Raw genomic sequence first — 13,698 nt, 5'->3', positions numbered from 1 at the left:
CCCGGGCACGGCCACCGCGTCCCGCCCCGGCGGGAACGGCCCGCCGACCGAGGGAGGCGACCACCCGTGGACCATGTGACCGACAAGACCGACAAGACCGACAAGACCGGCGCGACCGCCCGGCCCGGTGACCCGGCACCCCCGCCCGGCACGGAAGCCGACCCGGTGGAGGCCGCCCGGCGGGCTCTCGCCACCGAGGGCGTGTACCTGCTCCCCGCCCCCGACGTACGCGCCCGCCTCGACGCGCGGACCGCCGACGGACGCTGGGCGGCGTTCGCCTCCCACTGGGACCGGCTCGCCCCCGACCCGTACGCCGCCACCCACGGCACCCGACGGCTGCGCCGCTACGGCCAGTTCGCCGTGACACCGGCCACCGGCACGATCCGCCCGCTGGACCACGTCCCGTTCGTCCAGCCCGACCGCAGCAACCCGCTCTACGTCGACGTCGACCGCCACTTCGAGCCCCTGAGCCCTGAGTTCACCGCCGACCCCGTGCTGCACGCGCTCCTCCGGCTGCTCGGCCGCATGGCCACCGCCCTGGACACGGTCACCGAGTGGAAGGCCAACGTCCACCCCTTCCGCGTCCTCGCCTCGGCCGACGGCGACGGGCGGCCGACCCCCGAGGGCCGGCACCGCGACGGCGTCACGCTCGTCTCGTCCCTCGCCGTCGCCCGGGACAACGCCACCGGCGGCGAGAGCGCCGTGTACACCCCGGACGGCGACCGGCTGCTGGCCGTCACCCTCACCCGGCCCGGCACCCTGCTCCTGGGCGACGACCGGGCCACCCTCCACGAGGTCTCGCCCGTCCGCCCCCTCGACCCCGGCCGTCCCGCCGTCCGCGACGTGCTGGTGACGACCCTGGTCCCGGCCTGAGCCACCGCGCGTCCCCGCGGTACCGCCTCCGGTCCCGCCGTCAGGGATGGTCGTCGCTGAGACCGCAGATCCAGGCCAGCGCGTCATGCGCGCCCTGGGTGTACAGGGCGGCGTTGGGCGGCTGCGCCGGATCGTCGAGCTGCACCACGGCCGCGTCCACCTCGGCCATCAGCGTCTCCATGCTCACCCCGCCGTGCGGGGTGGCGCCGGTGACCGGCGCCCCGCCCGGCGCGCCCAGCGCCCACCGGTAGCCGGCGGCGGCGCCACGGGCGTACGGCCCGTCCCGCCCCGGCCCGTCTCCCGGCCGGATCCGCCGGTAGGCCCGGACCACCTGGCGGCGCGTCCGCGCTCCCGTCAACAGTTCTTCCACGGCTGCGAGTTCCCCGCTCATGCCGGTACGTGTATCCGCGAGACCGGAACTGATGCCCTCGGCGGAATGCCCTTTGTGCTTCTCCCCGGACGAGGTGGGGCTCCCGGAGAACGCGGTCCTCCAGGGGCGCGGGGGAGCCCCGGGACGACAGGGAAAAGCCGGTGCCTGCGGCGAAGCGGAAGGCACCGGTGAACGGAAACGGAATGGGCGCCGGGATCCGGGGCAGGCGCTTCCTGGTCGGTACGCCTGCCCACATCCCTCCGGGAGGAATCCATGCTGCTCGCCCACCCCGCCGTTCTCCGCGACCTCGTCGAGCGCCACACGGCACTGCAGCGTTCCGCGACCGCACGGCCGGCGGACCCGGCGATCCGGCGGCAGCTGGCGGACGTGACCTACACCCTGTGCGTGACCACCGGTACCCGCGACATCGCCGACGCGCTGCGGGCCGCCCGCCGGCGGCTGGCCGACGCCCCCGCCCCCGTGGACGTCATGACGGGCTCCGGGGCGGTCGAGGCGGTCCTGCCCCGCCCGGCCGCCGCGCCGGTTCCGGCGGCGGCCCGCGGGGTGCGGCGGACGGCGGACCGGGCCGTCCGCCCCGAGGGCCGGCCGGCCGGTCACTCCGCGCGGACCACCAGGGCGTAGTCGCCCAGTCCGAGCAGCCGGTGCCCGGACACGTTCCCCTGCGTGGTGTGCACCGTTCCGATGCGCCCGGTCGCGGGGTCGAAGGCGACGTCCTTGACGGTGCCGTGCTCGTCACCCCGGTCGGTGAGCACCCGGCGGCCCAGGATCTCGTGGTGGTCCGGCTCCCGCGCCACCACCGGTTCCGCGGCCGAGCGGACGATGACCGCGTCCGGACCCACCGCCCGCACCAGACTCCAGGGCAGCCAGGCCCGGCCCTTGCGGGCCGGGCCGCCGGAGCCGGACAGCCGCAGGTGACCGATCAGCCCCAGCGGAGCCTCGACGGCCAGCGCCTCGACGGTGCCGAGCTCGGCCGCCTCGTCGGCCGTCACGACGGGCAGGCCCTTCGTCCCGCTGAACAGCATCATCACAGGTGCTCCTTTCCTTCCGCCGCGCCGACGTCCGTCCGCTGCCCGCCGTGCGCCGGCTGCTCGCCGAACGTCTGCCGCCCGACGGCCGTCGCCCTCGCGGCGAAGATCTCGACCTGAGTGGTGAAACTGGGCAGGTCGTCCGCCACGAAATGGGGCGCGTCGGAGGGCACCACCAGCGCCCGCCCCGAGACGGCCAGCGCCTCACCCCGGGGCACGAAGACGCTGTTCCGCCCGTGCTCCCGGTGGACGAACGCCTCGGTGGCGGAGATCCGGAAGCCGACCACGCGGCCGTCCGGAGCCACCACGACGTCGAGCACGCTGCCCGCCTCGACGCCCTCCTCCGTCAGCACCTTCGCCCCCGGCACCGCGCCGTGCGCCGCCTCGCCCGAGGCCACGACGGCCGCCGGCTCGGCCAGCGCCTCCCGCCCGGGGATCATCACCGCGTGCCGGCCCAGCGCGTGCACCGAGGACCACGGCAGGCTCTGCTTGAGCGGGCCGGCCAGCAGGCCGCGCCCGTTCAGCGTGAACCCGGTGATCTGCCCGGCCGCGCCGTCGAAAACCGTGTCCTTGATCTCCGCGACGGCCTCCCCGTCGAGGGTCACCACCGGCCGCTTGGCCAGCTCGGACGCGAGCATCAGCGAGTCCACCGCGTGCCTCCCCTGCCCGCCCGGTGCCCGCGCCGGACCACGATCACCGTTCCGGCCCGCCTCCGCGCCTGCACGCCCGCCAGGGCGCCGGCCACGACGAGCAGGCCCACGGCCGCAATGATCAACCAGCTCCACCAGAGCATCGTTCACCTCCCGGTCTCACAACCGTCCATGCCGTTGACGCCCATCGCTGCCGGCTCCGTGCCGCCGGTGGGCACCGGACCGCATGCCCGCTCCACCCCGGCCGATGCGCCGCAACCGGCGTGACGGAGCGGGAAGTTGGCGCACACGCGCGGAACGCGCCGTCGCGCGGCGCCGCACGCGGCCGCCACCGGCCCGTATGCGCACCCTCGCCCTGAGTGATCCGGAGGGGCCCGGGGTGTGAGGCCGCGCATAGGGCCTCGATCACATACGGGTCTCTTTAGTGCTGGGCGCTCCCGCATTTCCCGGGGATTACCCGGTCTTTCCTGACTCGGTGAACGATGCGGGGGAGTAGGTCACAGTGCTTGTCGGGGTTTTCGAGCGCCGCTAAGAATGGTGGGACCGCACGGCGCCGTCCGACCGAGAACGGCGCTTTTCTTTGCGCCGGTCCAGGCCCGTCGCGGTTCCCCGATCCGAAAGGTTCACCTCTCCATGCGTTCCACTCACTCCGGCTATACCCGTCTGTCCAAGGTCCACAAGTTCTCCGCCGCCGGTCTCGGTGCCGCGGGTGCCGCCGCGGTCGCGTTCTCGGTGGTCTCCGGTGGTCCGGCGATGGCGGACGCGCGTCCGGTGGTGAAGCCGGTGGCGTTCGAGGCCAAGGCGTTCGCGGGTCAGGGCCAGGGCGAGGCCGCGCACAAGTCGGACGAGGCCGCCGCGCGGGCCAAGGCCGAGGCGGCGGCGAAGGTGAAGGCGGACAAGGACCGCGCGGAGAAGCAGGCCGCGAACCGCTCCACCGCCCGTAAGCCGGTCAAGGCAGCCCCCGCCGCCCCCGCCCCGAAGGCGTACGGCAACGACCTGGAGGGCTGGATCTCCCAGGCCCTGGACATCATGAAGGCCAAGGGCATCCCGGCCTCCTACGACGGTGTGAAGCGGAACATCATGCGGGAGTCGACGGGTAACCCGCACGCGATCAACGACTGGGATGTCAACGCGGTCAACGGTGTGCCGTCGAAGGGTCTGCTGCAGATCATCGACCCGACGTTCAAGGCGTACCACGTCGAGGGCACGTCCTGGGACATCTACGACCCGGTGGCCAACATCGTCGCGTCCTGCAACTACGCGGCCGACAAGTACGGCTCGATGGACAACGTCAACTCCGCGTACTGACGGAGAGCGAAAAACGCACCGCCGGAGGGCGGCGGCACCGGAAACCGGATGCCGCCGCCCTCCGGCGCGTCCGCATCAACATCCCCCGCCGGGGTAGTCGTGGCGCATGCGCAAAGCGGTGAGTTCATGGGACGAAGCGGCCTTCCGCGCGGTGGCGACCCGGCACTGGCCCGGCGCCGACCGCGTACTGCCCCGGTTGTCGCGCAGCGCCGACCGGGGCCTGCTGTGGTTCGGCCTCGCGGCCGGAGCGGCTGTACTGGGCGGCAGGCCGGCCCGGCGGGCGGCGCTGCGCGGTGCCGCGTCGCTCGCCCTGGCCTCGGCCACGGTAAATACGCTCGGCAAACGGTCCGTACGCCGCGCGCGGCCCCTGCTGGACGTCGTCCCCCTGGTCCGCCGGCTGGCCCGCCAGCCGATCACCACGTCGTTCCCCTCCGGGCACTCGGCGTCCGCCGCCGCCTTCGCCACCGGCGTCGCCCTGGAGAACCCCGGCTGGGGGCTCGCCCTGGCCCCGCTCGCCGCGTCGGTCTGCTTCTCCCGCGTCTATACGGGCGTCCACTATCCGGGTGACGTGCTGATCGGGGCGGCGCTCGGCGCGGGTGCCGCGTTCGCCGTACGCGGCCTGGCGCCCACCCGTCGGCAGCTCGCGCCGCCCGCCCGGCCGCAGGCGGACGCGCCCGCCCTCACGGAGGGCAAAGGACTGGTCGTGGTGGCGAACCCGGGCTCGGGCCAGCGGCTGACCGAACGCCCGGACGTCGTCGACCCCCTGCGCTCCGTCCTGCCGCGCGCCGAGTTCCTGACCGTCGGCACCGACCCCGACGGGCCGGGCCCCTCGCTGGAGGAGGCCCTGGAGGAGGCGGCGGACCGGGCGCGGGAGCTCGGGGGCGCGCTGGGCGTCCTGGGCGGCGACGGCACGGTCAACGCCGCCGCGGCCGTCGCGAGGCGGCACGGGCTGCCCTTGGCCGTCCTGCCGGGCGGCACCCGCAACCACTTCGCCTACGACCTGGGCATCGAGACCCTCGGCGACGCCTGCCGGGCCGTCGAGTGCGGGGAGGCGGTCGCCGTCGACATGGTGCGGATCCGCGGCGGGCTGGAGCGCGACGAACGGTGGTTCCTCAACACCTTCAGCGTCGGCGCCTACCCGGAGCTCGTCCGGATCCGCGAGCGGTGGGCCTCCCGGATCGGCGCCTGGCCCGCCGGGATCCTGGCCGCCGTGCACGTCCTGCGGACCGGCCGGCCCATCACCGTGGAGATCAACGGCCGGCGCCGCCGGGTCTGGACGGTCTTCGCGGGCAACTGCACCTACCGCGGCCTCGGCGCGGCCCCGGTGCGCCGCCACGACCTCGCCGACGGCGTCCTGGACGTCCGCATCGTCTCCGCCGGCCGACTGGCCCGCACCCGCCTGCTGACGGCGGCCCTGACGGGCGGCATCCGCAGCACCCCCGTCCTCGGCACCGCTCGTCTGCGGCGGCTGCGTGTCGGCGGGCTGCACTCCGGTGCGCACTTCGCGTACGACGGCGAGACCGCCCCGGTGCCGGGCGGCCTGACCCTGGAGAAGGAGAACGAGGCCCTGGTGGTCTACCGCGTGCCCACCGGGCCGTGAGGCGCGCGGCCGGCGCGGCCGCTCAGGCGGCCGCTACGGGACCGAGCACCGTATCGGTGCCGGTCACCGACAGGAGGCGGGCGACGCCGCGCTGCAGCGGCCCCCGTACGACGAGCGCGGCTCCGGCGTCCGCGGCCTTCAGCCGGGCCCACAGCAGGGTGTTCAGTCCGGTGCAGTCGCAGAAGCTCACCTCGGCGAGGTGCAGGTCCAGGGCGCACGGGTGGTGCCGGCCGAGGCAGGCGCAGATGGTCCGGCGCAGTCCGGGTGCGGTGCCGAGGTCCACCTCGCCCGTGAGGCGGATGGCGGCGCGGTCACCGTGGAGATTCACGCGGGTGCGCAGACGCCGTGCCGATGGGTCGGGGTTCGTCATGTGCCGCTCCCATGGAGAGCCGGTTGGCGGACAGGAGCCATGCTCCTCCCCGTCATTGTCCTCATCCATGAGCGGATCATCTTTCGGGTGAGTCGACGCGATGGTCCGTTTCCCGTACGAACCGTGCGCCGTCGGCCGTACGGACCCGCCACGCGGCGGAGCGTAGGGCGGGCGGACGACGGGGGCGGACCGGCACCGGCGGGGACCCGGCGGCCGGCGGGTCACCGCCCCGCGGCGACCGGGTACTCGGGCAGGTCGATGTCCCCCGCCTTGGCGAACTGGGCGGCCAGCAGGTTCCGCATCGGCCACCGGTTCACCTGGCGCATCGAGAGGTTCCGCAGCCGGATGCCCAGCGCGCTCATCGGCGCGTACCCCGCCGCGCCGCCGGGCGGCAGCTCCCGGGCCCGGTCGACGTACGGCCGCATCACGCGGTCGTAGCGCGGGAACGCGACCCGGTGGTCGCCGCCGGTGGCGACCAGTTCGCCCGCCAGGACGTACGCGCCGACCAGCGCCAGGCTGGTGCCCAGCCCGGTGAGCGGCGTCGGGCAGTACCCCGCGTCACCGAGCAGCGCCACCCGGCCCCGGGACCACCGGTCGAGGCGCACCTGGCCCACCGAGTCGAAGAAGAAGTCGGGCGCGTCGCGCATCGCCCGCAGCAGGTACGGCGTCTCCCAGCCGACCCCCGTGAAGCGCTCGGTGAGCAGCGCCTGCTGGGCGGCCACGTCCTGGCGGCCGACGGTGAGCGGCGGTGAACGGAAGCTCAGGCCCGCCTTGATCTCGCCGGGCCGCCGGCCCGGCCGTGCGGAGGCGACGCGTCCGCCGGGCGCGTTGTGCATCATGAACCAGCCGTCGAGGTCGGGACCGTCCGTGGCGGTGAACCACGCCGTGTACAGGTCCAGCGGCCGGACGTGCTCCCGCTCGGGCCCGAACGCGAGGCCGCGCACCGCCGAGTGGAGGCCGTCCGCCCCGACGACGAGCCCGAACCGGCGGGTGCCCGCGGACCGGAACGCGACCGTGACGCCCTGCTCGTCCTCGACGAGCTCCGTGATCGTGTCGTCGAACAGGTACTCGGTGTCCTGCCCGGGTCCGGTCGCCTCGTACAGCAGGCGGGCCAGGTCGCCGCGGAGGATCTCTATCTCGGAGATGATCCCCTCTCCGCCGAAGCTGTCCGCCGTCATCCGCGCGGAGATCCGGCCGGAGGCGTCGACGTAGGCGAAGCCGCGCTGGTCGAGGCCGAGCCCCCGCGCCTGTTCCAGGAGCCCCATCCGGGACACGACGGTCCGGCCGGCGCCGCGGAGGTCCACGGCCTGGCCGCCGGACCTCGGCGCGGCCGCCCGTTCGACGACGGTGACGGAGAAGCCCGCCCGGCCCAGCCAGTACGCGAGCGCGGGGCCGGCGATGCCTCCGCCGGAGATCAGGATGTCGGTGTTCTGCATGGCGAGGAATGTACGGCGTACGCCGGGGTTCGGCAAGGCGTCTCGTCTCGGTGAACTCGCTGTTCAGAAGGGTGTGTTGAGGTGCTGATGCACTAGTGCGCCGGGGGTGCGATGTACCGCGCCGGGCGGCCGGCCGGGGCGTCACCCGCCCTCCACCGCTACGGTGATGCCCTTCGAGGTGCACTAGTGCGGGAGGGGCGGAAACGTGGATCGGGGTACGGGGTCGCGCTCGGGGCGGATCGCCGGGGAGATCCGGAGGCGCATCGCGACGGGCGAGCTGGCGCCGGGGGACCGGGTTCCCTCGACGCGCGAGATCACCCGGCAGTGGGGTGTCGCCATGGCGACCGCGACCAAGGCGCTCACCGAACTCCGTCACGAGGGGCTGGTCCACGCCGTCCCGGGGGTGGGCACCGTCGTCGCCCCGCCGCCCCGGCGTCCGGGGACCGCCGACCGCCGTCCCGCCGTTCGGCAGGCCGCCGAGGCCCGGCGGGGGAGCGGTACGGATCAGGGGCTCTCGCTCGAACGGATCGTCGAGGCCGCCCTGGCCGTCGCCGACGCCGAGGGGCTGTCCGCCGTCTCGATGCGGCGGGTCGCCACCGGTCTCGGCGTGGCGACCATGTCGCTCTACCGGCATGTGGGCGACAAGGACGCCCTGTTGCTGCGGATGATGGAGGCCGCCTTCGCCCGGACCCCGTTCCCGGACGTACCGCCGGACGACTGGCGGGAGCGGCTGACCGTCGCGGCCCGGCTGCTGTGGCGGGTGTTCCGCCGCCACCCCTGGCTCGCCCCGGCCCTCTCGGTGACCCGCCCCCAACTGGTGCCCAGCGCCCTGCCGTTCACCGAATGGGTGCTCGGCGCCCTGGACGGCCGGGGGCTGGACGCCGCGACGGTCTTCTCCACCCACCTGACGCTGGTCAACTACATCCGTGGCACCGCCGTCGACATCGAGGCCGAGCAGGAGGCGGAGGACCTGACCGGGATGGACGGCGACACGTGGATGGACACCCAGGAACCCGCCCTCCGGCGGATCCTGGCCGGCGGACGCTTCCCCGCCATGGCGCGGTTCACCGCCGTCCCCTACGAGTTCGAGCTCGACGACGTCTTCGAGTTCGGCCTGCGGCGCTTCCTGGACGGGGTCGCCGCGCTCCTCGCGGAGGCCGGGAGCGGAGGAACCGCCACCCCGTGAGGCCCGCGTGCCCGGTAACGTGGCCCTGCTCGGGGGAAGGAGTCCGCTCCGCCGCGGGAGCGGGGGCGGCCGGAGTTGGGGGTTGAGCGTGGGCGAGACGGCAGGGGCGCCGGGGCGGCACGCGGTGGTGGTCGGAGGGAGCCTGAGCGGGCTGCTCGCGGCGTATGTGCTGGCGGATCACGCCGACACGGTGACCATCGTCGAACGCGACCGCTATCCCGACGGGCCGGATCACCGGGCCGGGCTGCCGCAGGACCGGCACACGCACGTGCTGCTGGAGAGCGGGCGGCAGGCGCTGGACCGGCTGCTGCCCGGGGTCATGGACGAGCTGCGCGGGCACGGTGCCCCGGCGATCGGGATGCCCGACGAACTGCTGCACTGGCAGGCCGGGCGGTGGTACCGCCGCACCCCCGCCACCATCCGCTTCGTCAGCGCGTCCCGTCCGCTGGTCGACTGGGTCGTACGCCGCCGGGTCCTGGCCGATCCCCGGATCCGGCTCGTCGACGGCACGGAGGTCACCGGTCTGGCCGGCGACGCCGACCGGGTGCGGGGCGTCCGGCTCCGGGCCCGGGGCGCCGGGCGGGCGGGGGAGGAACCCGGCACGCTGGCGGCCGACCTGGTACTGGACGCCTCCGGCCGCTCCTCCCGGGCCCCCGGCTGGCTGACGGACCTCGGCGCCGAACCGCCCCACGAGGAGCGGATCGACACCGGACTCGCCTACGCCACCCGCTTCTACCGGGCCGGCGGCAACGCGGACGTTCCGTTCCGGGGCATCTACATCGTCCCCGACGCCACCCAGCCGTACGGCGGGCTCATCCTGCCGATGGAGGGGGACCGCTGGACCGTCCTGCTCTCCGGGCTCCGGGGCTGCGAACCACCCACCGACGACGCCGGGTTCCGGGCCTTCGCCGACCGCCTCCCGCACCCCGTCTTCGGCGAGTGGATCGACAAGGCCGAGCCGCTCACCCCCGCCCACGGCTACCGGGCGACCGCCAACGTCCGCCGCCGCTACGACCTTCCGGGCCGCCGGCCGGCGGGCTTCCTCGCCGCCGGGGAGGCGCTGTGCGCCTTCAACCCCGTCTACGGGCAGGGCATGTCCGTGGCGGCGCTGAGCGCCCTGGCCCTGCGGGAGGCGCTGGACGACACCCGCCGGGTCCCGACGACCCGGCGGGTGCAGCGGGCGCTGTGCGCGACCGTCCGCCCGCCGTGGAACATCTCCGCGGGCGGCGACCGGCTGCTGCCCTCCGCCGTCGGGAACGCGGCCGGGGTCCGGGCCGTCGACCGGCCCGGCGCCTGGTACATGTCCCGGGTCGTCCGCAGGGCCACCGGCGACCCGGTCGTCGGAGCCGCCTTCCGGGCGATGACGGGGCTCGTCGTACCGCCGTCCGCCCTCTTCGCGCCGGCCGTCGCCCGGGCCGTCCTGGTGCGCCCCGAGCCGCAGGCGCCCGTCGAACCGCCGATGGAACCGGAGACCGGCGCCGAACGGTGACCGGGCGGGCCGGCGGCGCGGTCAACCGCCGCCGGCCCGCCCGGTGCGGCCGCTCAGCTGCGCAGCGGCCCTTCACAGGAGTAGTCGGCGGTCCCGCCCCGGCCGTCGGACCAGACGTCCACCGGGCCGAAGGAGCAGTTCATCTCCTCCAGGTTGGTGGAGGCCGGCCGGGCCCGCTCCAGGATGAAGTAGTCGACCGTGCCCGACATGTCGCGGAACACCCGGTCGGGGTCGGCCGCGTCCGTGAGCCGCGCGGTGATCCGGCCGGTGCACACGAAGCGCCGCACCGACGGGTCGGGTCCCGCGACGCAGTCCGGCGTCAGTGAGGCGGCCGAGACCAGGGACGCACGCACGGCCTCGGGGGAGGCGTCCCGCAGCCGGTCGTTGGGGATGACGTCGGTGCTGGGCACGTACAGCCGGTCCACCTCGGCGATCCGCTGGTCGAGGAAGGCGTCGTAGGCGCGCTGGAGCCCCGCGTCCTTGCCCATCCGATCGCGCCAGGCGTCGAACCCGGCCGGGTCGTCCGCCCGCAGCAGGCCGTACATCTCCCGCAGCAGCGACGGCCGTTCGGTCCAGAGGAACTCGAAGAAGGTGCCCGCGTAGTCGTAGAAGCGGAAGCCGTCGCCGTCGTACGTGGCGTGCAGCAGCCGGTCGACGCTCATCCGCGGGCCGCCGTTCGCGGTGTCCTTGATGACGCCGCGGACCAGGGACTTGCGCACCTTGACGCCGTCGCCGCGGGTGGCGCCGGCGAAGAACTCCGCCGTGCCCTCGTCCATCGCGGTGGTCCGGTCGCCCTGGTACCAGGGGCCTTCGCCGAACAGGCCGGGCACGGCCCACCGGCCGTTGAGGTAGTGGGTGTACTCGTGCCGGAAGAGCTCCTCCAGGGTCAGCGAGGAGTCCTGCGGGACGCGCCGCTGGTACGTGTAGAAGGTCGCGCCCTGCTCGATGTACATGCCGCCGTTGTTCGTGCTCAGGCCGGTGAGCAGCGGCTGGAAGTCCTCGTACTGGGCGCGCGAGGCGTACAGGACGATGTTCAGGGTGGAGTTGACGTCACCCGTCAGAGGTCTGTCGGTGCCGAGCACCCGGTGGAACTGGGCCTTCACCTGCTTGCTCGCGTAGTACAGCCGGTCGACCGTGGCCCGGTCCAGGGCGGTGCGCACCTTCATGCCGCCCCCGTCGTAGGTGTACGTGACGGGGAACAGGCGCCGCTCGATGTCCGGCTTGCAGACGCTGTAGGCGGCACAGGACTGGTAGTAGACCAGCCAGCCCGCCGCCTTGGCCCACGGTGAGCCGAGCGCGCCGAAGTTCCGCTCGACGACGGGCAGCAGTGCGCCGAGGCCGGACACCGTCTCCTTGCGCAGCGCGTCGACCTCGCCGAAGCGGCCGTACTCGGCGACGGCGTCCCGCACCACCCACTCGTTGGGCGTGCCCTTCAGGTGCGTGTAGCCGGCGAACTTGCGGAACGCCTCGCGGTACGCGGCGTTGCGGGTGACGACGGTGCGGAACGCGGTGTCCTTGTTGCCCGGGTACAGGCCCAGGTAGTTGACGGACAGCCCGGCGAGCGCGGCGCCGGCCCAGGACGGGTCCTTGTACGTCGTGGTGTGGTACGGGTCCATGGTCGCCAGGACCTTGCGGATCAGGCCGAGTTGCGACTGCCGCAGGCCGGGTCCGCTGCCCGCGTACAGGGCCTCGCGCAGGCTCTCCGCGTTGGAGCGCGTCACGTCGAAGCTGTGAGCCGCGCCGCCGAAGGCGCTGAGCGCGCGGCGCATGGCCTCGGCGGTCGGCGGGTCCGTGACGTCGATCTCCGGGCGCGAGAAGTCGTGGTACACGACGGCGTGCAGGTAGGTGAGCATCTCCAGCAGGTGGCTGCCGTCGCGGCCGTCGTGCCGGGGCGCGAGGGCGGATATCCGGCGGGAGACGGCCTGGACGTGCGCCTTGGACATGACGGGGGCGAGCCGGGCGTCCCAGGTCCAGATGAGGGTGCGGAGGCAGCCGTCCGCCGTGACGGCCGGATCGGCGAGGAAGTCCGCGAACGCCTCGGGCCCCAGGCCGGTGATGCCGTCGAGCGTGCAGGGGGCCAGACCCGGGTGGGACGTCGTGCCGGGACCGGTGGGCGTACGGGCGCCCGCCACCCGGCCGTCGGGAAGGCCGCCGGGGGCCGGCAGAGGGCGGGCGGCCGGGCGGGGCGCCCGGGCGAGGCGGTCGGCCCGGTCGTGCCCGGAGTCCGGACCGGCCGCCGCCGCCGTCTTCGGGGCCGGGTGGCCGGGCGGGGCCGCCGGTACGGCGACGGCCTGGGGAACGGCCGGGCCGAACAGGGCCGCGGCGAGGGCGCCGGCGGCGAGGCTGCGGCGGACAGGTCTGTGTCGGGACACCGTTGTCTCCAGAGTGGGGGGATATGTGGGGGGATGTGAGAAGAGGCCGAACTGCCCCCTGATACGGGGTGCTTGGGGGAGACGGCCGCTGAGCGCTGTGTGATGCGTAACGTAGTAATGTGACATTGCATTGACAAGACGTCAGGAGAGAAGTGGCCGGGGAGGCGGTCCGGCGCTCGCGGGACGAACCGGCGCCTACCGCCCCGAAGCCCGCGGCTCCCGGAGGGCGCCGACCCCGCCCCGGTGGCAGCCTGGTCCCATGAACCCCACAGACCCTGTGAGCACCGGGGACGGGGAACGCGGGCACGGACCGGACCGGCCGCTGCCCCCCGGCCAGCACGTCACCGCCTTCGAACGCTTCGGACCCCCGCAGTTCGCCGGCCGTCACGTCACCGTCCCCGAGCGGCCGGTCCTGGCCGTGGGCGGCGACGTGGCCCACCCCGCCCAGTTCGACCTCGACGACCTGCTGCGCCGGGCCGCCCCGCGCCGCACCCGCCACGGCGACCTGCACTGCGTGTCGACCTGGAGCGCGCGGGACCTCACCTGGGAGGGCGTCCCCTTCCACGCGGTCGAACGGCTGATCGCCGAGACCGTCCGGCCCCATCCGCGCGCCCGCTGGCTGCTGGTCACCGGCCTGGACGGCTACCGCGACTGCCGGCGCCGCGCAGCCCAGGACGACGGCGTCCTGCTGGCCGACCGGCTGGACGGCGCACCCCTGACCGCCGCCCACGGCGCCCCCGTGCGGCTGGTGGCCCCCGAGGAGTACGGCTACAAGAGCGTCAAGCACGTCGTCGCCCTGGAGTACCGCCGCCGTTACGCCGCCCCTTCCACCCGGCTGCTCCAGCACCCGTACGGGCGGGTGGCGCGGGAGGAGCGCAGCCGGTTCCTCCCTGGGCCGGTGTGGCGGCGGTTGTGGTCCACGGCCCTGCCGTGGATGCGGCGGTGCTACCGGAAGTCCTGACCCCGGCGCCCCGGCCGCCGTCCGTCTTCCGCGTCCC

13 protein-coding genes are annotated in these 13,698 nt (G+C 74.6%); 7 read left to right on the top strand and 6 right to left on the bottom strand.

Translation table 11 applies throughout. The annotated features are described in order from the left end of the window. Positions 1 to 66: 66 nt before the first annotated feature. Positions 67 to 873, top strand: coding sequence for a 2OG-Fe dioxygenase family protein (locus ACH4PU_RS03815; RefSeq protein WP_398265472.1), 807 nt, complete (start codon positions 67 to 69; stop codon positions 871 to 873). Positions 874 to 913: 40 nt separating this feature from the next. On the opposite strand, the gene ACH4PU_RS03810 is transcribed toward ACH4PU_RS03815, so the two are convergent. Further along, positions 914 to 1,264: a hypothetical protein gene (locus ACH4PU_RS03810; protein ID WP_398265469.1), complete on the bottom strand. Its 351-nt coding sequence runs from the start codon at positions 1,262 to 1,264 to the stop codon at positions 914 to 916. Between the two features lie 252 nt (positions 1,265 to 1,516). Here ACH4PU_RS03810 and ACH4PU_RS03805 point away from each other — a divergent pair, with 252 nt between their 5' ends. Next, positions 1,517 to 1,885: a DUF5133 domain-containing protein gene (locus ACH4PU_RS03805; RefSeq protein WP_398265466.1), complete on the top strand. Its 369-nt coding sequence runs from the start codon at positions 1,517 to 1,519 to the stop codon at positions 1,883 to 1,885. Here ACH4PU_RS03805 and ACH4PU_RS03800 read toward each other — a convergent pair. Together ACH4PU_RS03800 and ACH4PU_RS03795 are read right to left on the bottom strand one after the other, a co-directional pair. Beyond that, positions 1,858 to 2,289, bottom strand: a complete 432-nt coding sequence (locus tag ACH4PU_RS03800) for a PRC-barrel domain-containing protein (RefSeq protein WP_185943107.1) — start codon at positions 2,287 to 2,289, stop codon at positions 1,858 to 1,860. The genes ACH4PU_RS03805 and ACH4PU_RS03800 overlap by 28 nt on opposite strands. Continuing rightward, the gene (locus ACH4PU_RS03795) at positions 2,289 to 2,939 is read right to left on the bottom strand and encodes a PRC-barrel domain-containing protein (RefSeq protein ID WP_398265461.1); all 651 of its coding nucleotides are present in this window, start codon (positions 2,937 to 2,939) and stop codon (positions 2,289 to 2,291) included. The genes ACH4PU_RS03800 and ACH4PU_RS03795 overlap by 1 nt, the downstream gene beginning before the upstream one ends. A 633-nt stretch (positions 2,940 to 3,572) precedes the next feature. Here ACH4PU_RS03795 and ACH4PU_RS03790 point away from each other — a divergent pair. Both ACH4PU_RS03790 and ACH4PU_RS03785 read left to right on the top strand, forming a co-directional pair. Further along, positions 3,573 to 4,247 carry a transglycosylase SLT domain-containing protein gene (locus ACH4PU_RS03790; protein WP_398265458.1) on the top strand — a complete coding sequence of 225 codons (675 nt, stop codon included), beginning with the start codon at positions 3,573 to 3,575 and terminating at the stop codon, positions 4,245 to 4,247. Between the two features lie 106 nt (positions 4,248 to 4,353). Further along, positions 4,354 to 5,847, top strand: a complete 1,494-nt coding sequence (locus ACH4PU_RS03785) for a bifunctional phosphatase PAP2/diacylglycerol kinase family protein (RefSeq protein WP_398265455.1) — start codon at positions 4,354 to 4,356, stop codon at positions 5,845 to 5,847. A 22-nt stretch (positions 5,848 to 5,869) separates the two neighbouring features. Here ACH4PU_RS03785 and ACH4PU_RS03780 read toward each other — a convergent pair whose 3' ends face one another. After that, complete coding sequence (locus tag ACH4PU_RS03780) at positions 5,870 to 6,217, bottom strand: STAS domain-containing protein (protein WP_398265452.1); 348 nt, start codon at positions 6,215 to 6,217, stop codon at positions 5,870 to 5,872. Between the two features lie 221 nt (positions 6,218 to 6,438). Continuing rightward, entirely contained in the window at positions 6,439 to 7,653 is a 1,215-nt protein-coding gene (locus tag ACH4PU_RS03775; protein WP_398265449.1) for an FAD-dependent monooxygenase, read from the bottom strand. A gap of 205 nt (positions 7,654 to 7,858) precedes the next feature. Here ACH4PU_RS03775 and ACH4PU_RS03770 point away from each other — a divergent pair, with 205 nt between their 5' ends. After that, complete coding sequence (locus ACH4PU_RS03770; protein ID WP_398265446.1) at positions 7,859 to 8,839, top strand: TetR/AcrR family transcriptional regulator C-terminal domain-containing protein; 981 nt, start codon at positions 7,859 to 7,861, stop codon at positions 8,837 to 8,839. Positions 8,840 to 8,927: 88 nt separating this feature from the next. Further along, positions 8,928 to 10,328 carry an FAD-dependent oxidoreductase gene (locus tag ACH4PU_RS03765; RefSeq protein WP_398265443.1) on the top strand — a complete coding sequence of 467 codons (1,401 nt, stop codon included), beginning with the start codon at positions 8,928 to 8,930 and terminating at the stop codon, positions 10,326 to 10,328. Between the two features lie 53 nt (positions 10,329 to 10,381). Here the strand turns inward: ACH4PU_RS03765 and ACH4PU_RS03760 are convergent, their stop codons facing one another. Then, positions 10,382 to 12,700: a collagenase gene (locus ACH4PU_RS03760; protein ID WP_398265440.1), complete on the bottom strand. Its 2,319-nt coding sequence runs from the start codon at positions 12,698 to 12,700 to the stop codon at positions 10,382 to 10,384. A 259-nt stretch (positions 12,701 to 12,959) separates the two neighbouring features. Here ACH4PU_RS03760 and ACH4PU_RS03755 point away from each other — a divergent pair, with 259 nt between their 5' ends. Next, positions 12,960 to 13,661 carry a molybdopterin-dependent oxidoreductase gene (locus ACH4PU_RS03755; RefSeq protein WP_398265437.1) on the top strand — a complete coding sequence of 234 codons (702 nt, stop codon included), beginning with the start codon at positions 12,960 to 12,962 and terminating at the stop codon, positions 13,659 to 13,661. Positions 13,662 to 13,698 lie beyond the last annotated feature (37 nt).

Source organism: Streptomyces sp. NPDC021100 (assembly GCF_044333095.1).
Classification (GTDB): domain Bacteria; phylum Actinomycetota; class Actinomycetes; order Streptomycetales; family Streptomycetaceae; genus Streptomyces.
This window is presented reverse-complemented; position numbering and strand designations above follow the sequence as displayed.